This is a genomic window from Micromonospora sp. SCSIO 07396 (assembly GCF_053667945.1).
On record NZ_CM132210.1, the window covers coordinates 3,722,696 to 3,738,695 of the forward strand.

Annotated in this window: 17 protein-coding genes; 11 read left to right on the plus strand and 6 right to left on the minus strand. The window is 67.7% G+C overall.

The genetic code is table 11. The features are described from left to right. The first annotated feature begins 208 nt into the window (after positions 1-208). Positions 209-571, plus strand: coding sequence for a hypothetical protein (locus tag ACWCHM_RS15925; protein WP_454222972.1), 363 nt, complete (start codon positions 209-211; stop codon positions 569-571). A gap of 114 nt (positions 572-685) precedes the next feature. Next, positions 686-1,309, plus strand: a complete 624-nt coding sequence (locus ACWCHM_RS15930) for a LuxR C-terminal-related transcriptional regulator (RefSeq protein ID WP_454222973.1) — start codon at positions 686-688, stop codon at positions 1,307-1,309. A gap of 431 nt (positions 1,310-1,740) precedes the next feature. On the opposite strand, the gene ACWCHM_RS15935 is transcribed toward ACWCHM_RS15930, so the two are convergent. From ACWCHM_RS15935 to ACWCHM_RS15950, 4 genes are all read right to left on the minus strand, one after another. Further along, positions 1,741-2,970 (minus strand): hypothetical protein, encoded by a 1,230-nt coding sequence (locus ACWCHM_RS15935; protein WP_454222974.1) that lies wholly within the window; start codon positions 2,968-2,970, stop codon positions 1,741-1,743. Between the two features lie 118 nt (positions 2,971-3,088). Then, positions 3,089-3,682 (minus strand): AAA family ATPase, encoded by a 594-nt coding sequence (locus ACWCHM_RS15940; RefSeq protein WP_454222975.1) that lies wholly within the window; start codon positions 3,680-3,682, stop codon positions 3,089-3,091. Positions 3,683-3,777: 95 nt separating this feature from the next. Beyond that, complete coding sequence (locus ACWCHM_RS15945; protein ID WP_454222976.1) at positions 3,778-4,089, minus strand: hypothetical protein; 312 nt, start codon at positions 4,087-4,089, stop codon at positions 3,778-3,780. A gap of 752 nt (positions 4,090-4,841) precedes the next feature. After that, a complete protein-coding gene (locus tag ACWCHM_RS15950; protein ID WP_454222977.1) occupies positions 4,842-6,233 on the minus strand; it encodes a condensation domain-containing protein in 1,392 nt (463 codons plus the stop codon). Between the two features lie 282 nt (positions 6,234-6,515). Between ACWCHM_RS15950 and ACWCHM_RS15955 the strand changes: the two genes are divergently transcribed. From ACWCHM_RS15955 to ACWCHM_RS15995, 9 genes are all read left to right on the plus strand, one after another. Then, a complete protein-coding gene (locus ACWCHM_RS15955; protein ID WP_454222978.1) occupies positions 6,516-7,775 on the plus strand; it encodes a glycosyltransferase in 1,260 nt (419 codons plus the stop codon). A gap of 382 nt (positions 7,776-8,157) precedes the next feature. Then, complete coding sequence (locus ACWCHM_RS15960) at positions 8,158-8,817, plus strand: SipW-dependent-type signal peptide-containing protein (RefSeq protein ID WP_454222979.1); 660 nt, start codon at positions 8,158-8,160, stop codon at positions 8,815-8,817. 4 nt (positions 8,818-8,821) lie between these two features. Beyond that, the gene (locus tag ACWCHM_RS15965; RefSeq protein WP_454222980.1) at positions 8,822-9,460 is read left to right on the plus strand and encodes a hypothetical protein; all 639 of its coding nucleotides are present in this window, start codon (positions 8,822-8,824) and stop codon (positions 9,458-9,460) included. 12 nt (positions 9,461-9,472) lie between these two features. Then, positions 9,473-10,753: a signal peptidase I gene (locus ACWCHM_RS15970; RefSeq protein ID WP_454222981.1), complete on the plus strand. Its 1,281-nt coding sequence runs from the start codon at positions 9,473-9,475 to the stop codon at positions 10,751-10,753. A gap of 74 nt (positions 10,754-10,827) precedes the next feature. Continuing rightward, the gene (locus ACWCHM_RS15975; protein WP_454222983.1) at positions 10,828-11,238 is read left to right on the plus strand and encodes a hypothetical protein; all 411 of its coding nucleotides are present in this window, start codon (positions 10,828-10,830) and stop codon (positions 11,236-11,238) included. A 152-nt stretch (positions 11,239-11,390) separates the two neighbouring features. Then, positions 11,391-12,650 (plus strand): acyltransferase family protein, encoded by a 1,260-nt coding sequence (locus tag ACWCHM_RS15980; protein ID WP_454222984.1) that lies wholly within the window; start codon positions 11,391-11,393, stop codon positions 12,648-12,650. Further along, on the plus strand, positions 12,647-12,862 hold the full coding sequence (locus ACWCHM_RS15985) for a hypothetical protein (RefSeq protein ID WP_454222985.1): 216 nt from the start codon (positions 12,647-12,649) through the stop codon (positions 12,860-12,862). Before ACWCHM_RS15980 ends, ACWCHM_RS15985 begins: the two co-directional genes overlap by 4 nt. Further along, entirely contained in the window at positions 12,859-13,050 is a 192-nt protein-coding gene (locus ACWCHM_RS15990) for a hypothetical protein (protein WP_454222987.1), read from the plus strand. The genes ACWCHM_RS15985 and ACWCHM_RS15990 overlap by 4 nt, the downstream gene beginning before the upstream one ends. After that, positions 13,035-13,514 carry an LCP family glycopolymer transferase gene (locus tag ACWCHM_RS15995; protein ID WP_454223087.1) on the plus strand — a complete coding sequence of 160 codons (480 nt, stop codon included), beginning with the start codon at positions 13,035-13,037 and terminating at the stop codon, positions 13,512-13,514. The genes ACWCHM_RS15990 and ACWCHM_RS15995 overlap by 16 nt, the downstream gene beginning before the upstream one ends. Here ACWCHM_RS15995 and ACWCHM_RS16000 read toward each other — a convergent pair. Together ACWCHM_RS16000 and ACWCHM_RS16005 are read right to left on the minus strand one after the other, a co-directional pair. Then, the gene (locus tag ACWCHM_RS16000) at positions 13,445-14,251 is read right to left on the minus strand and encodes a TylF/MycF/NovP-related O-methyltransferase (RefSeq protein WP_454222988.1); all 807 of its coding nucleotides are present in this window, start codon (positions 14,249-14,251) and stop codon (positions 13,445-13,447) included. The two genes, ACWCHM_RS15995 and ACWCHM_RS16000, sit on opposite strands and share 70 nt — an antisense overlap. A gap of 41 nt (positions 14,252-14,292) precedes the next feature. Then, positions 14,293-15,717, minus strand: a complete 1,425-nt coding sequence (locus ACWCHM_RS16005) for a hypothetical protein (RefSeq protein WP_454222989.1) — start codon at positions 15,715-15,717, stop codon at positions 14,293-14,295. Between the last annotated feature and the right edge of the window lie 283 nt (positions 15,718-16,000).

A 16,000-nucleotide genomic window follows, 5' to 3' on the forward strand; every position in this document is an offset into this window, starting at 1 on the left:
GTCTGACCGTGCGACGTGCCCACCGGTCGATTGTCCACCATCCCCGGTGGTCCTGCCACTCAGGAAGATCACTGGAACAGGCAGCTGGCTCGTCCGGGGTGCGCAGTCCGTTCACGACGGACGAAAGACCGCGCAGGTCGGCCCGAAGTACGGGCAGACCCCGGGTCGACGCCTTCCGCCCCGGCCGTCGCCCTGATGGACTCGACAGGTGTCGGTCGATCCTCACTCAGCGGCGAACTCGTTCGCCGGTGAGCTTCTGCTCACCCTTGCCCGCGAGGGGCGGTTCGTGCTGGACGCGGCGCGGGCCGACCAGGCGATAGCCGAGCTGGAAAGCACGCTGTCCACCGTGCGGGCCCGGCTGCGCATCCTGCGGATCTGGCGACACACGCCGCCCCAACGGGTGGACGAGATCCCCGACGAACTCGCCCAGGACGTCGTCGAGGTCATCTTCGCCGACCAGCTCGCGCCAGGCCGGCTGGAGTTGGCCGCCGCGGAGATCCCCAAGTACATCGAGGCGCTGCGGCGGGCCCGGCTGGTGCCGCCCGAGGCGGACCGGCTAAGCAGCCGCTGAGGGCAACGACCGTGAACCTTCACGTGCCGGAGAGCAGCCGTGAAGGCGGCGTGGAGATTCTCTGAAGGGTCGTCGCGCAGACTTTCGCCGCAGCCATCAGAGGCGGAGGTTCCGGTGGAGAAGGTACGACTTGTTCTGCAGGCGTCGGATCCGTTCAGCTACGCGGGTCTCGACAGCTTCCTGCGATCCTGCCCGGCGATCGAGGTGTTGCCGGTCGAGGAACGTGCGGATGCGCAGGTGATGGTGTTCGGTTGCGAGCAGCTGACCGTGGAGGTGGTGGCGACGCTGCGCCGCTCGGCGGCGGAAGCGGGCCTGCCCGTGGTCCTCGTACTCCGCACGATCACCGAGGGTGAGCTGCTGATGGCGGTGGAGAGCCGGGTGGTGGCCATCCTCCCACGGGCGACGGTCACCGCCGAACGGTTGGCCGCCAGTGTGCTGACTGCGGCCAACGGTGGCGGTGTCATGCCGGCGAACCTGGTCGGCGAGTTGCTCAAGCACATCGAACGGCTCCAGCGTGAGGTGCTGGCCCCGAACGGCCTGAGCTCCTCCGGCCTCACGCCCCGCGAGGTCGACGTGCTGCGGCTGATGGCGGACGGACTCGACACCGGCGAGATCGCCGGCAGGCTCTGCTACTCCGAGCGGACCGTCAAGAACGTCATCTACGGCGTCACTCATCGGCTGAGGCTGCGCAGCCGATCCCACGCGGTCGCGTACGCGCTGCGCAGCGGCATGATCTGAGCCGCCGATGAACTGACGGACGCGTGTCGCACATCAGCCGACGGAGGACACCGACTGGCGTTGGGCCGCGAGTGCTCTCCGTCATCGTCGGTTCCGCAGCACGGCCAGTAGTTGATCCACAACCCGCCCTCATCGGTACGGTGGAAGGAGAACGGGGAGGTGCCGTCGACCGACCGGTCCCGGCCCTGAGCCCGCACGGCCACCTCTACTCGCTTCGCGGGCCAGGGCAGCCCGAGGTGGGAGCAGGCGTCGAGGTCACCGGGCAAAGCCGCGAACGCCGCCGGCAGGGGGCCGGGGAGACGTACCCTGCTCATCGGCCCGACCCGGCTGCTCCCCGACCGCATGCCATCATCCGCAGGACGACGCCGCCAACTACCCGCTGCTGACGGTGCAGCCGGGGCCTGCTGGGGATGCCGGCGGACCGCCGGGGATCAGGCCGCAGGGGCGTCGAGGTAGGCAAGCAGCGCCTCCCGGCTGCGCGGCAGGCCGTAGTCGCCGACGAGCGAGGCGAAGTTGCCGAACGACACGCCGTCGATCAGCCACGCCCCGGGCGATCCGGCCAGCACCTCGACGAGCCGCCGTTGCCGGGGAGCCAACGCAGCGCAGGGCACCCCGGCGGGCAGCCGGCCGTCGGGGAAGGCCAGGCGCAGCGCCTCGGCCGCCACCGGCAACGCCTGTTCACCGGCGGCGACGGTCAGCCGGTCGAGCAGCGCGTCGAGTGCCCGATCGGTGTGCCGGGGGCCGAGCAGACGCAGGGACAGCCCCGCGTACCCGTTGAGGTCGCCGCCGAGGAAGGGCACCTCGACCCTGCCGGTGGCCGGCCGGGTGCCCGGCTCGGCAGCGGCCGTCCAGGCGAGCAGTTCGTCGACCGTCGCCTCGTCGGCATCGACGTCGAGCACCCGGGCCCGGGCGATCGCGGCGGCCCAGCGGATCACCGGCCGCGGATCGGCCAGCAGCCCGACGTCGGGCGCGGCCCCGAGCAACCCGGCCGCCACCAGAGCGGTCGCCGCCTCCCCCTCGTCCACCTCCACGGCGGCCCCGGCCGCCGCGACGAGCGCCGGGATGCTGCCGGTCGCGTCCTGCGGGAACCAGGCCAGCGCGTACGCCGCACCGGCACGCAGTCCCGGGTCGGCGTCGGTGAGCAGGTCACGCAAGAGGGGCACACCCGCCCGCACCGCGTCGTAGACGGCCAGCTCGACGTACGCCCACAGCCGCCGCTGATCCGCCTCGCCGAGCGACTCCACGTACGCGTACTCGACGTACTCCTTGCCGGTCTCGTCGTCGCCGTGCCACGGGGGCGGTTTGGCGGCGAGCAGTTCCCGCCCGCCGTCGGCCGCCCGACGCAGCTCGACCACCGGGACGCCCTGCGGCAGCCACCTCGCGTCGTGGCCCACCGCAAGCACCGTCACCAGGTACAGCACCAGCTCCCGGTCGGGGGTGGCCGGGTCGGCGAGCAGCTCCAGCAGGAACGGCACGGCGTACGCCGACGCCTCGTAGCGGGCGCCCTGGTGGAAGATGCTGGCGTAGAGCCCCCCGAAGGCGGCGTGGCGCTCCTCCTCGTCGGGCGAACGCAGGGCACGGAGCATGCCGGGCACATCGCCGGCCGAGCCGTAGGCGTGACCGAGCCGCACCCAGTCGATGTCGTCGATCCCGTCGAACACGCGCCCATCCTCGCGCACCCCACCGACGATCCCGCCGGACGGGTCGGCGCAGGGGCCCTTGGTAACGACGGCTGGGTCACTGAGCGTCGAGCCTCTCTAGCACACCGACCGGCCCGCATCACCCTGACCATGGCCCTTCGGCCCCGAATCGGGTCGGGGCCGCACCTGCGCCCGCCGATCCTGGTTTCAGGACGTCGAGGATCGCCTCCAGCCGGTCGTCGAGCGGGCCACTCAACTCCAGGACAGGAGTGTCGTTCCACGCATCGAGGGGATCGTCGTAGACGAGTTCCAGGAGCGCGTCATTCATTCGCAAGCGGAGCCCGGACAGCTCCGCGGCGGGCAGGATGCGTTCGCTCTCCGGTGTGATCACCGCGATGACCAGTAGATCAAGCGTCGCAAACGCGGGGCGCAACGTGGAGACGTCAGCCTCCTGCGCCGGGTCCGCTCCGTTCGCGGCCAGGTAGGCGAAATAGTCCAGTGGTGTGCGGTCGAAGACGACCCTGGAGGGTGACGGCGACCGCATGCTCCGCACCGAATACGCCAACATCGCCCGGTAGTCCTCCGGCGACGGCGGGAAATCGAACTCGTACCCCTGCTCTTCCAGGAGGTAATACGGCTCGTCGACCATGACGTGCCCCGGCAGATGCGCACACAACGCATCGACAAGAGTGGTCTTCCCGATTCCGTGCGTCCCGGAAATCGCGACCCTCATCGGCCCCACCCTTCACGATCTCGCTGATCACAGGCTCGCACCAGCACAGCCGAACCGTCGGACCGGCAGTCCGGAACGTCGAACGTTCCTGGTGCTCAGTCGTCTTCGATGTATCCGGTGCCGGCGTCGACGGTGTCCAGGAAGTCACGGATGTTCGTGGTGTGCTCGTCAAGCGACAGGTTCGCCGTCGGGCTGACGCCGAAGCCGTAGCCGGGGTTCGGCCCACTGAGCCACGTGTAGTCGGTGCCACCGAACGCGTTCGCGCGGAGAACAAAAGTCTCCCCATCGACCTCGAGCGTGCGGGACGTGGCGTCGGCCGGACCTGCGGTCGCGGGGCGCAGACCGGGCACGGCCCCGGGATCCGCCGCTCGGTCGCCGTCGCCATCGTCAGGGTAGATCGCCTTCACGCAACCATCATCGCGGGCCCACCCGCCCGGCGTACGCGTTCGGCCGCAGAGCGGACATCACCGTGAGGGCACCGGGCACGACTCCCGGGCGGGAACGACGGCCTGGCCGCAGCGCCACGACCGATGTCACTCACCGTCCTGGTCAGCACCACCGCCCCGGTTGGTGAGCATCGGCGAAATGTCCTCGGTGAGCTGCGCGGTTGCCCGGTGGTCGGCGGCGACGACCCCATCAAGGAAGTCGCTTAACAGTTCTGCGGCCTACGGCTCGTCTGCGATCCCCCGTAACAGTTACCCGTCGGTCTCCTTCGGGCCGCAGCGGGCCGGCGGATCATTATGCATGCGATGCACTCGACCTCCGAATGGCTGTGCCTCGCCGTGTGGGAGCACGCAGATCCCGCAGAGCATCAACGACCATGCCGCTGCCACATGACGCCGACGGCACGCTACGCGAATTCGGCGACGACGAGACCCGACGCCCGCGTGCCAAACTCGCGGACGACCGGACCGGCGCGCTCTGCGGATCAGCGCGTGGGTCAGCACGAGCGTGACGGGAACCTACCTGGTCTCCAGACACTGAGACACTCGACGACACACGCTGCACCGGTTCAGCGAGGCGTCAGCGAGTCCGGCTCCTGGTCGTCACCTGACGACACCTCCTCGCGCTTCTCCGCCTCGGCGCTCCGCTGCGCTGCCATGTATTCGGCACCCTCGTTACGGTCAGCACGCCCACGCTTGACCGAACGGCGTTGACACTAGCCCACGGTGCGAAGCACCTCCACAATAACGGCTGCTATGGCAGAACGGTATGCTGCCATCGCCTGCTGACACTTCGGCACATCCGGGAACATGCAGTTCAGGCCTATCCCGGACGAGTTTCGGTAGAACCACATGTTCCCGGTGTTCGTGTGGGAAGCATTCGGGATTGTCGATGGCTGCCAGATATGATATTGGTCGGAGTTGGGCATCTTCCGATAGTCGATAAAAGAGAAGAAGTTTACCGGGAATGGCCAAGTCCGCAGGTGAAAATACTGCGGGGCCAGCAATTCCCAGGCTTTGACGAACGGCACGTCCACGCTCTTGATCAGGGACTTGAAGCTCGCCTGTGCGGCGTGAAGAACCTCCGGAAAAGAAAGGTCACCCGACACCGAGAAGGCAATCGGCATGGTATTGACAAACCATCCGAAGGATTCACTCCACCGTGGGTCCCTTCGCTCGCTGATCGGGAGGAACCCATAGTACGTGGTCGCCCCGGAAACTCTCTGCAGCGCGATCCCCACCGCAGCCAGCAGACCCAGGAAGAGTTTTCCATCATGGCGGGCACACAGGTCTTCGAACGCCGTCGCATCTTCGTTGTCGAGGAGTTGGACGGTCGAGTTGCAGGCCGGATACATCCGACCTGCCTCAATGCCAAGGTCGAGCGGGATCTGCGGAAACAGCCCTCCGGACTGGGCGACGAAAGATCGCCAGTACTCTAGTCTCGGACTATCCGCGGTGATTCCGGAATACTTCCTTCGCTGAGCCTCAGCGAAGTCGAGGTAGCTACCGGCCGGCTCGGCGGGTAGCTGTCGCCCAGCACGGGTGTCCACGTACGCGCGCTGCACCTGATCGACGGCTATCGCCAGGGATACCCCGTCGCAGACAATGTGGTCGAACGCCAGGTAAACCATTGAATCTTCGGCACCGACCAGCACGCCCATACGGAACAGAGGCCACGACAAAGTGCTTATTTCTTGGTCGAATATGGCTTTCAGATGACCCGCAGCAGCGTCCGCCGTAGGCATTTCTCCGCCGTCCGCGTAGTGCAGCGCAACGTCGGCCGGGGACATCACGTCACAGCGCAGCGCGCCAGCGAGGTGTTCGAACCCGCACCTTAACACCTCATGCCGCTCGACGAAGTGTCGGAGGGCGCTCTCCAGTGCGGGAATGTCGACACGACCGGGAATCTTGAAGGTGACCGCGATCCAGTAGTCCTCGGAAGCGTGTTCCCGCCGCGCGGAAACCGCTGCCGTGAAGTGTTTCTCCTGGTTGAAGGAGGCGATTTTCTCACCGAGGTAGGCCGGGTCCAGGTTTTCGGGGGCACAGAGCCGCCATTCGTAAATGTGACCGGGCATCACCTCGAGGTCCGAAAACGGTATCTGCCGCATGCGCGTCCACCCCTTCGGGACGTTTGGCTGACGGTCACGTCTGGGGTGCAGAACGGTCCGCGACCGTCGGATATCCTATTGGGCTCAACGAACAGAATTATACATTTTCGGCAGCGACGAGCCGAGCGGCTGAGCGAAAGGTCCACCTTGACAGAATTCGCAGGCATGGCGCGGGATTCCCCCGGATGGGCATGACCATGATTGCGGTTCGACTGTTCAGCACTGGCACGAGCAGACCGAAGGGAGGATCATTTACGACATCAAGCGGGAAGGCGGGGATTGATGATATTGCTTCTGGCAGCATTCGGATCACGCGGGGATATTGATCCTTTCGTTGCGCTCGGTCGCGCGTTGGTCAACGCGGGCCATGATGTGCGGTTGGTGACCCAACGCGAGTTTTGCGATCTTGGCCGGGATTCAGGCCTGGACATGAGACCGATCGATATGGATTCCAGCCACCACCTTCTCGGTCTACCAGCGGCCCGAACAGCCCTACGCCGAGACTACGATCCTGTGGCTATTGCGCGGTTGATGTCAGCGTTGACCCCGCAGTTCGAGCGCATCTACCGGGGCACGCTCGCCGCCGCACGGGGCGTGGGGGCGGTGCTCTGCCACCCCATGGCGTTTCCCGCACTCGACGTCGCCGACCACCTGGGGATACCCGTTGTCGAGGTGCACCACGTGCCTGCTGTCCGAACGCGTGCGTTCCCCTCCGCCACGGGGCACCGGATCGGTCATACGCTGAGCCCGCTGGGGAACCGGCTTTCGTACGCTGCCGACGATTGGGTTGCCTGGAAGCTGACCGGGCGCATCATGAACCGGCTCGGACGAGAGGTTCTTGGTCGTTCACCGCTGTCCACCCGGCAGGCGCTGAACCTGCGACGCCAACGGGTCGGAGTGATCGTCGGGGTGAGCCCGAAGGTGCTGCCTCGGCCCGACGACTGGCCGGCAGAGGTGATCATGACAGGATATCTGCAAGATCGCGCCCAGGCACATGGCACGCTGGACCATGCCACGTCACGCTTCGTCGCTGCCGGCGCTCCGCCGATACTCGTCACGCTCGGCTCGACGCCGACACTCGACCCGCATCGGGTCAGTCAACTCCTGGTCGCCGCCGCGCGTCGCGCCGGGCTGCGGATCGTTCTGCAACGCGGCATTGCCGGACTCACGCACAGCTTCGATTCGCGATGGGTACATCTGGTTGAAGACCTCGACTACCACCAGATCCTCGGACGGGTCGCCGCGGTAGTGCACCACGGTGGGGCTGGCACTCTCGCCCAGGTCCTCGCCCATGGCAAGCCTTCAGTCGTCCTGCCGAGCTTCGCCGACCAGTTCTTCTGGGCACACCGTGTGCCGGCCCTCGGGGTCGGGCCCCGGCCGTTGCCCCTACGACGGCTCACCGAGTCCGCCCTGGCGAAGCGGCTTGCTGAGGTTACGGCCGATCCTGGGTACGGCAGCCGCGCCACGATCATCGGCGCAGGCATCGACACCGAGGACGGTCCACGCACCGCGGCCGCCGCAGTCAATGATCTTCTCACCTAGATCCGCGCAGTGGCGATCCCGTCGAGTGCAGACGCATGATCCGGCATCGAACCGCAGTGGACACGGTCGTCCGGCCAGGATGCGTCGGTGCGGCTGTCGTGGTCGAACGGGCAGAACAAGGCCGGCTCCTCGCGTTGCCGGTTCTTCGCTGCCTGACTGACGCCTCGCCACGGTCAGGGCCGCGACAGCGCCACACCCGCCTGACCGTCGCATCGGGAGATCAGGTGTGGAAGAATCGGCAACATCAAGCGCTTTGTCCGATTAGTGGCTAAGTTGCTCCTTGCATGACCCCTCACCACGTCTCGGCCCGCCTGATCGGCGGCCCGTCACAGAAGACAGCCCGGGTCAGACCACCACTGCACTGTGTCGCCGACACAGCGAAATGGCGTCGTACAAGGAGGACACGTTGGGGGAAGAGGCAGGGAGCACCAGCGGCGAGTCGGTCAGCCGAACAAACCGCCGCAAGCTCAAAGCGATCCTGGCCGGAGGGCTCGCCCTCGGCGTCGGAGCAACGATCACGCTCGCAGCCTGGAACGACTCTGAATACGCCAAGGGCACCTTCAGCGCAGGCACGTTCGGCATCGAGGGAAGCACCGACGGCACCACCTACGCGGAGCACCCCACAGCCGGCTCTGCGGCGGCATTGGCCTTCAGCACCGGCTTCGACGACATCAGCCCCGGCGACGTCGTGGCGGCACCGTTCGCCGTTCGACTGACCGCGGCCACCACATACGACGCCACGGTCACGGTGGCGTCGGCCACCCCCGCTCCACCGGCCTTCGTCGGGCTCACCTACGGGATCGCGACCGTTCCCACCTTCGCCGATTGCGATGCGACACCCACGACCCCGACGTGGATCGTGACCCAAGGCACCCCGCTCACCTCAGTTGCCGGCGCGACGTCGTTCAACCTCACTGAAGGCACCCCACCCACAACACCAGGCGCGCCTGCCTTCCTGTGTTTCGTCGTCACGGCGGGGCCCACTCTGGTGCAGGGCACGTCCGTCGTCCAGACCTGGCAACTGTTGGCGGAGTCCGTCTAGAACGATGTCCGCGGTCAACCACCGGGCTGCAGCCGATCCACCGCGGCTGCGCAAGATCCGTGCCGTACTCGCCGGTGCGCTCGTCCTCAGCTTCGGGACGACGTCCACACTCGCCTCGTGGACCGACGGCGAGTACGGCACGGGATCATTCGCCGCCAGCATCTTCGGCACCGAATCGCAGACCGCATCCAGCAGTTGGGCCAGCCACACTCCGACAGCGAATGCCGCGATGCTGGCTTTCAACGCCACAGCGATGTCCCCCGCGATCTCGTACTACGCGTGGATCGACATCCGGACGACGTCGACGACGACCATCAGTGGGACCGTCGCGCTGAGCAACTCGTCGAATGACTCCGGCGCGCTCCTGCCAGTTCTGCAGTACCGCGCGGTGCGGACCGCCACCACCAGCACCACCTGCGCCGCCGCCGCCTTCACCGGATCCCCCGTCTGGATCGTCGGCCCCAGCTACACCAGCATCACCTCGGTGCCCACTCCTGCCGTCTCCTCCCCCATAACAGCTCCGGGCGGCACGACACCGCAGCTGCGCTTTTGCTTCGAGACGCGCATCCAGTCCGGCGCCAGCAACATCTACCAGGGCACGACCGGCTCCGTCACCTGGCAGTTCACTACCACGTCTACGTAAGGATCCCCGCAGATGGTGGGACGACTCCATCAACGGCACAGCATCCTCGTGCGGGTCGCCGACCTGGCACTGACCCTGCTCGCCGTCGGCGGGGCGGTGTGCGTCGTCCTTGTTCCGCTGGCCCTGTTCTTCGACATCTCCCTCGTCCTGTTCAAGACCGGATCGATGGGGCCCACCATCCCCGCCGGGTCGCTGGCGGTCGTGCGGGAGATTCCCGCCTCCGAGGTCGCCGTGGGAGATGTCGTCACTGTCGACCGTGCCCCGTTGCCCCCGATCACCCACCGCGTGGTCGACATCGCCGACGGCGGAGGATCGGTACGCCTGCTCACGCTGCGGGGGGACGCGAACGAGTCCAATGACGCCGCGCCGCACGCGGTGACACACGTACGGCTCGTCGAATGGTCGGTGCCCAAACTCGGGTACGCGGTGCGCACCCTGTCGAACATCTACGTGACAAGCATGATCGCGATGGGCATCGCAGCGATCGTCACCTGGGCGTTCTGGCCCCGCGGCACCCCCCCGCAGACGCTGCGGAGACGCCCCTGGCACCGCCGGAGGCCGTCCGCGGCACCCCGGTCAGATCCTGGACACCGCCCACCACCGAACGGCCGCCCACCGGATGCCGGCCCACGCGTGGGACGTCCACTCATCGCTGTGGCGCTACTGTCCGGCTTCACCGCCGCGGTACTGGTGCCCCCCAGCCAGGCGCGCGCAGAAACGACCGAAAACGTCATCCGCAGCAGGAGCCTTACCCTGATCTCCATCGGCGACCAGGACCGCATGACCCACATGGTGCCGGAAGATCCCGTGCCCTGGCAGGTCGGCGTCACGGCGCAGGCGAAGCAGCCCGGCACGGTGACCATCTCCCTGGCGGCGCTGGGTGTACTCGCCCTCAATCCCAACGGACTGCAGGTCATGGTCGCGGTATGCGCCAAGCGCTGGGTAGAAAGTGTCTGTCCCGCCGGCGAGCAGGAGCTGGTTCTTCCCCGCGGCCCGGCCACCGAGCTGACCACCCACCCGGTAACCATCAGCTCGATGCGCGCCGATCAGCAACGCTGGGTGCTCATCACCGCAAGCCTGCTCACCGACACCATGGCCTCGGGGTCGGCCGACCTCGTCGTCACGGCGGTCGGCTTCGGCGACCGGGCATCGGCAGGCGGCAACGTCGGCCCCCTTCCACGCACCGGAACCGAACTGCGGACACCGGTACTCGCCGGCGTCAGCGCACTCATCGCCGGCCTGCTGATCATGCGCGCCACCCGCAAGCGCCGGCTCCGGATACGACAGCCGTGAAGCCCCCGCTGTTCTCTGCTGCACCACTGGTAGGGAACCGTCGACTCGCGCTGCGTAACTGGACCAGAAGCACCATGGCCCTCGTGCTCGCCGGTGCCGTTAGTGTGGTCGCGCCGCCACAGGCGGCGCTGGCTTCATGGAACGGCAGCGAGTACGGCACTGACACCTTCCGGGCCGGCACGGTCAACCCACCGACCAATCTGCGATGCACCGCCGGTCTGTTAGCACCGCCGACCTTCACCTGGGACCTGCCCATCGGCGGCCTGACCAGGAGCGCCTTCATCTGGTCCCTCTCGGGTCCCTTCTCCGGGGGCGGAACTCTCGCGGCCAATGCCACCACGGTCACGGTCCCGGGGCCGCTGCTTGGCATCGGTAGCGGCACTTTCCAACTATCTGCCACCGGCCCCGGCGGCTGGACATCCGCTCAGGTGACCGGCTCGGTCGGCATGCTCACCACGGTGCTCTACTTCTGTAGCGTCCCATGACTCTTCCGCCGCACGATGGCGATACCCAGAAGCTGTTCGTCGACGGGGTGAATTAGCCAATTGGCAACATTGGGGAATTTTAATGCGATAATGGCGGCTATGACCCGGTGGTTACCGTGCCGGAGCCCGACTGACCGCGACAGGGGTGCCCGATGGAGAAAACGGAGACGGGGCGCGCACTCCGCAGAACCCTTGCTGAGAGCTACGACCCGCAGGACAACGCCTTCGGGTTCCTGCGGCTGACGTTGGCCCTTGGTGTGCTCATCGCACACGCCTGGCCACTCGGTCTGGCCCGGCCGAGCTTCGGGGCCTCACTCACCTCGGGGCAGAGTGACCTGGGCACCCTGTCGGTGCAGGGGTTCTTCGTCATCTCCGGCTTCCTGGTCGCAGGCAGCGCACTCCGGCTCTCTGCGGGTCGGTTCGCCTGGCACCGGGCGCTGCGTATCCTGCCCGGCCTCTGGGTCTGCCTCGCGGTGACCGCACTGCTGATCGCGCCGGCGGTCCACCTGATCGAGCGGGGCGACCTGACCGGCTTCTGGACCCACCCTGAGGGCCCGCTGCGCTACCTCGCCGTCAACTGGCTCGGCGCGATGGATCAGTATCAGATCTCCGGTCTGCTGGCTGACACTCCGTTCGGCAGTATGGTCGGTGGCCCGAGTGCCTTCGACGGGTCACTGTGGAGCCTCCGCTACGAGTTCGCCTGCTATCTGCTGATCGGCCTGTTGGCCGCGACGGCGGTGCTGCACCGTGCTGCCCGCTTCGTGCTGGCGCTAACCATCGGTGCCTACCTGCTCATTCTCAACGATCTGCTGACCGTCGCGGACTGGACCGACCGACCGCCGACACGGGGAGAGATCAGCCTGCCGCTGCTCGGTAGTTTCACCACCGACTGGACGCTCTACCTCACCTTCTTGTTCCTGCTCGGCGTCTGCGCTCGCCGATACGCCCACCGGCTGCCGATCGGCGGAAGGTACGCCGCGGCGGCCGGCATCGTGCTGCTCGTCTCCATGCGGTTCGGTGGTTTCTTCGCCATCGGCCTGCCCGCCTTCGCCTACCTTGTGCTCTACGTCGCGGTGGCGGCACCCCGGGTGCTGCGCCGGATCGGCCGACACCGGGATTACTCCTACGGCATCTACATGTACGCGTTTCCGGTGCAGCAGGTGGTGGCGCTGCTCGGCGGAGCCTCGGAAGGTCTGCCGATCTACGTCGCGCTCTCCGTGGTCGGCACTCTGGTGTTCGCCATACCCAGCTGGCACCTGGTGGAGAGGCCGGCGCTGCGTGGCAGGAACTGGCTTGTCGTCCGGTTGCGGGATGACGTCGAGGACCGCCACCGCTCTGCCGTACGGGACCTGCGGACCCCGACCCAACTGCGTCCGGTCATCGACGAGACACCCCGGCCGCTGTCGCGATGACCACGAGGAACCCGGCGGGACGCTGGCGTCGCCTGACCCGCCGGCAGCGGGCCGTGCTCGCCGTCGTGGTCGTCTGCGCGACGGTCTGCGCCGGTCTCGTGACCCTCAGCCTGGACGCCGGACACCGATACCAGGACCGGGTACACCGCGAGGAGATCCTCGGCCAGGGCGCCGCATCCGGCGACGGCAACGGTGGCATCGGGGAGCGTTGAACCTGCTGCTGCTCGGCTCAGACTCCCGCGACGGTGAACCGGACCAGAGAGAGTATTCGGGCCAGCGCTCGGCCACCATCATGCCGGTGCACCCTGACGGGGCCAGAGACACCGTGACGGTAGTGTCGATCCCCCGGGACAGCTATGTCGACGTGCCCGGCCGCCCGGGCGTCTGGGACGGCGGCTAGAACAGGATCAACGCGGCGTTCGCTTCGGTGGGGCCGCCCGTGCCGCCGAGACGGTGCACCGGCTCCCCGGTGTGGCCATCGATGGCGTCGTGGTGGCGAACTTCGCCGCCGTCCGCACGATCGTGGACGCCGTCAGCGGCATCGCCATCTTTCTACCGTACGAGGTCACCTCGACCACCACCGGCAGGCGGTGGCCGGCCGGCTGCCATCGACTCGACGACAACGCCACCGAGGACCTGGTCCGGCACAGGCACGGAGTGCCCGGGCGGGGTCCTGGGTCGCGTCCGCGATCAGCACCTTGGCGTCGAAGCGATCGCGGAGCAGCTCAGCCCGGCCAGCCTGTTCGCCAACCCGACCCAGCTGGACCGGCTGTTGACCACCGCCGCCGTCCCGGTCACCGGGAACGGCGCCAGTACCGGCACGCCCAGTCCACCCGGTGCTTGCAGCCCCGTACCGCGTGGTAGTCGTCGGCGATCACGTAGCCGCCGACCGAGAGCTTCGGGTAGAGGCTGCGCAGCGCGACCATTGTCGAGTCGTACATGTCGCCGTCGAGGCGGATCACCGACAGCTGCTGCACCGCAGCGCCGGGCAGAGTGTCCTGGAACCAACCTGGCAGGAACCGGACCCGCTCGTCCAGCAGGCCGTACCGCCGGAAGTTGTTCTCCACCTGCTGTTGAGACACAGCCAGGATCGGCTGGGACCAGAGCGCGTCCTCCTCGTCCTCAACCCGACCCGGCTCGGCCCTCGGCAGGCCCTGGAACGAGTCTGCGACCCACACGGAGCGCTCCTGGTCGCCGTAGGCACGCAGCATCCCCCGCATGAAGATCACCGCACCGCCGCGCCATACCCCGGTCTCGATCAGATCGCCCGGGACGTTGCTCTCCAACACGTCTGCTATGCACTGTTCCAGGTTGTCGAGCCGTCGCAGACCGATCATGGTGTCCGCTTCGGGCGGCCAGTCCCGACCGTTGGCACGGGCGTCGGCGTCGAACGGGAACCGCAGCACCAACTCCAACCCGCGACGCTCAAGCAGGTGCTTGAACCGGTGGTAGAGCAGGCCGTGCAGCGACGCTGCCCGCGGCTTGTACGGCATCCACGTCTCCTGGAAGACGTACCGGGTCAACGCCTGCTTGAGCAGGTCGCAGTACAGGACGCGGGGATCGGTCACCCCGGTCCGGTCGGTGGTTATCGTCTCGGTCATCGGAATCCTTCGAAGTAGCTTGTTCCGGGAACGGAGGGTCGTCACCGGCGGGGCCAGCGGCGGCTGTCGGGGCGGCGGTAGCCGCCATCCTCGGTGGGCACCCCGTTCGGGACGTAGCGGGAGCCCTCCGACTCCGTCTCCCGCCTGCTCGGCACCGCCTCGATGGGCACTCGACCGGTCGGCGGTCGCGATGACTGGCTGCGCGGCTCAGGCCGCACCAGCGGCCGGCCGCGCAGCAGGGTGGGCAGCTCCTTGTCACCGATCGGAGCCACCACGGTGGGGGCCGTCCTGTCGGCCCCCGGCCTGCGGTGTCGCGCCACCGGTACGACTTGCCGAACGTCCGGTGAGACCGTTGGCTCCGTGCTGGGTTCGACGCCGACCGGTTCCCGGGTCAGCTCTGCTGCGGACACCCGGTCGGGAACTGCCGGCTCGATCACGGCCGCTCCGGTCACTGCCGACCGACTGGAGGCTTTCTCAGCCGGGCGCGTGATCCGCGACGCCGCGTGGCGGCTGCGGGCCGGCCGGCGGCCTTCGGTGACAGCGACGGCGGTGCCGGACACCGGCTCAGTGTCGGCAGGAGTGACGGGTAGCGACCCGAGGGCGTCGGTTGTGGTCCCCACCGTCCGGCGGCTGGTCTGGTCGGCGGCGCCGACCGCGATCACCCCTACCAGCGGCAGGTGCAACTGACGCAACAACCGTGCCGCCCGTGCCGCCTCGGCAAGCCGGGTGCGGCCGGCTACCACCACCAGCAGTACCCCGTCGACGTGCTGGGCCAACACTGCGGTGTCGCTGCTGGCCAGGACCGGCGGAGCATGTACGAGCACCGCCTCCTCGGTTTCGTCGAGGGTGTTGAGCAGGTCGGCGAGTTCCCGAGTGCGCTGCGGAGTCAGGCAGTTCTGCGGCTCAGTCGGCAGCACGGTCAGCGTCGGATGCCCGGCCAGCGTGGCGGGGGTGCGCTGCTCGCCGACAACCTGTTGCCAGGTGAACGACGCGTCCGGGAAGTGCCCGGAGAGCGCCGGGTCGCGGACCGTGCCGTCGACCACGGTGATCCTCCGCTGCTCGGCGGCCACTCCCAGTCCGAGCAGCGCGGTGAGCAACGTTGCACCGTCGTCGTTACGCACGCTGGTGACCATCAGCCGTTGACGTCCGATCGATGCGGTCAACATGCTCACCGCCGCGACGGTGGCCTGGGTCTGCTCGGCGACCTCCCGCCGAGCGAACAGCGCCGAGGCATGATGGCGGGCGAACCGTTGAGGCAACGGTGGCAGGGCACCCACGACGGGCAGCATCAACCGCGACTCGATCTGCCCGACATCGCGGACGTGAGGGTCGAAGCGGTCCCGCAGCACCATCGCACACCAGCCGGCCAGCAGGCCGATCATCGCCCCCAAGGCACTGTTGAGCAGCGGCTTGGGAAACGAAGCCGTCCTCGGCGGGCTGGCGGTGTCGACCACCCGGGTGGCCACCGGTGTGTCCCTGCCCAGTTTGAGGCGGGTCAGTTGTCTGCTGACTGCCGCAGTGGCCGCGTTGGCGAGATCGGCAGCTTGCGGGCCTCGATGGGTGGGGTGGGTCTGCTGGCTAACGATCAACCACACTCAGTACTGGGGCGCTGGCGCCGATAGTGATGATCTGCAGACCTGGTTCGTACGTGCCCCACACGCGGCCGACGAGCGATTGCTCTCGGCATCGACAGCGCCTTGGCCGTCTCCACGCGCACTTCCTGGGAACCAACCAGCTTCGCCACCGTCG

Excerpts from the sequence above, each read along its gene's own strand:
- ACWCHM_RS15940 (WP_454222975.1), bottom strand. The coding sequence starts at position 3,682 with ATGAGGGTCGCGATTTCCGGGACGCACGGAATCGGGAAGACCACTCTT.
- ACWCHM_RS15950 (WP_454222977.1), bottom strand. The coding sequence starts at position 6,233 with ATGCGGCAGATACCGTTTTCGGACCTCGAGGTGATGCCCGGTCACATT.
- ACWCHM_RS15955 (WP_454222978.1), top strand. The coding sequence starts at position 6,516 with ATGATATTGCTTCTGGCAGCATTCGGATCACGCGGGGATATTGATCCT.
- ACWCHM_RS15960 (WP_454222979.1), top strand. The coding sequence starts at position 8,158 with ATGGCGTCGTACAAGGAGGACACGTTGGGGGAAGAGGCAGGGAGCACC.
- ACWCHM_RS15965 (WP_454222980.1), top strand. The coding sequence starts at position 8,822 with ATGTCCGCGGTCAACCACCGGGCTGCAGCCGATCCACCGCGGCTGCGC.
- ACWCHM_RS15970 (WP_454222981.1), top strand. The coding sequence starts at position 9,473 with ATGGTGGGACGACTCCATCAACGGCACAGCATCCTCGTGCGGGTCGCC.
- ACWCHM_RS15975 (WP_454222983.1), top strand. The coding sequence starts at position 10,828 with ATGGCCCTCGTGCTCGCCGGTGCCGTTAGTGTGGTCGCGCCGCCACAG.
- ACWCHM_RS15980 (WP_454222984.1), top strand. The coding sequence starts at position 11,391 with ATGGAGAAAACGGAGACGGGGCGCGCACTCCGCAGAACCCTTGCTGAG.
- ACWCHM_RS15985 (WP_454222985.1), top strand. The coding sequence starts at position 12,647 with ATGACCACGAGGAACCCGGCGGGACGCTGGCGTCGCCTGACCCGCCGG.
- ACWCHM_RS16000 (WP_454222988.1), bottom strand. The coding sequence starts at position 14,251 with ATGACCGAGACGATAACCACCGACCGGACCGGGGTGACCGATCCCCGC.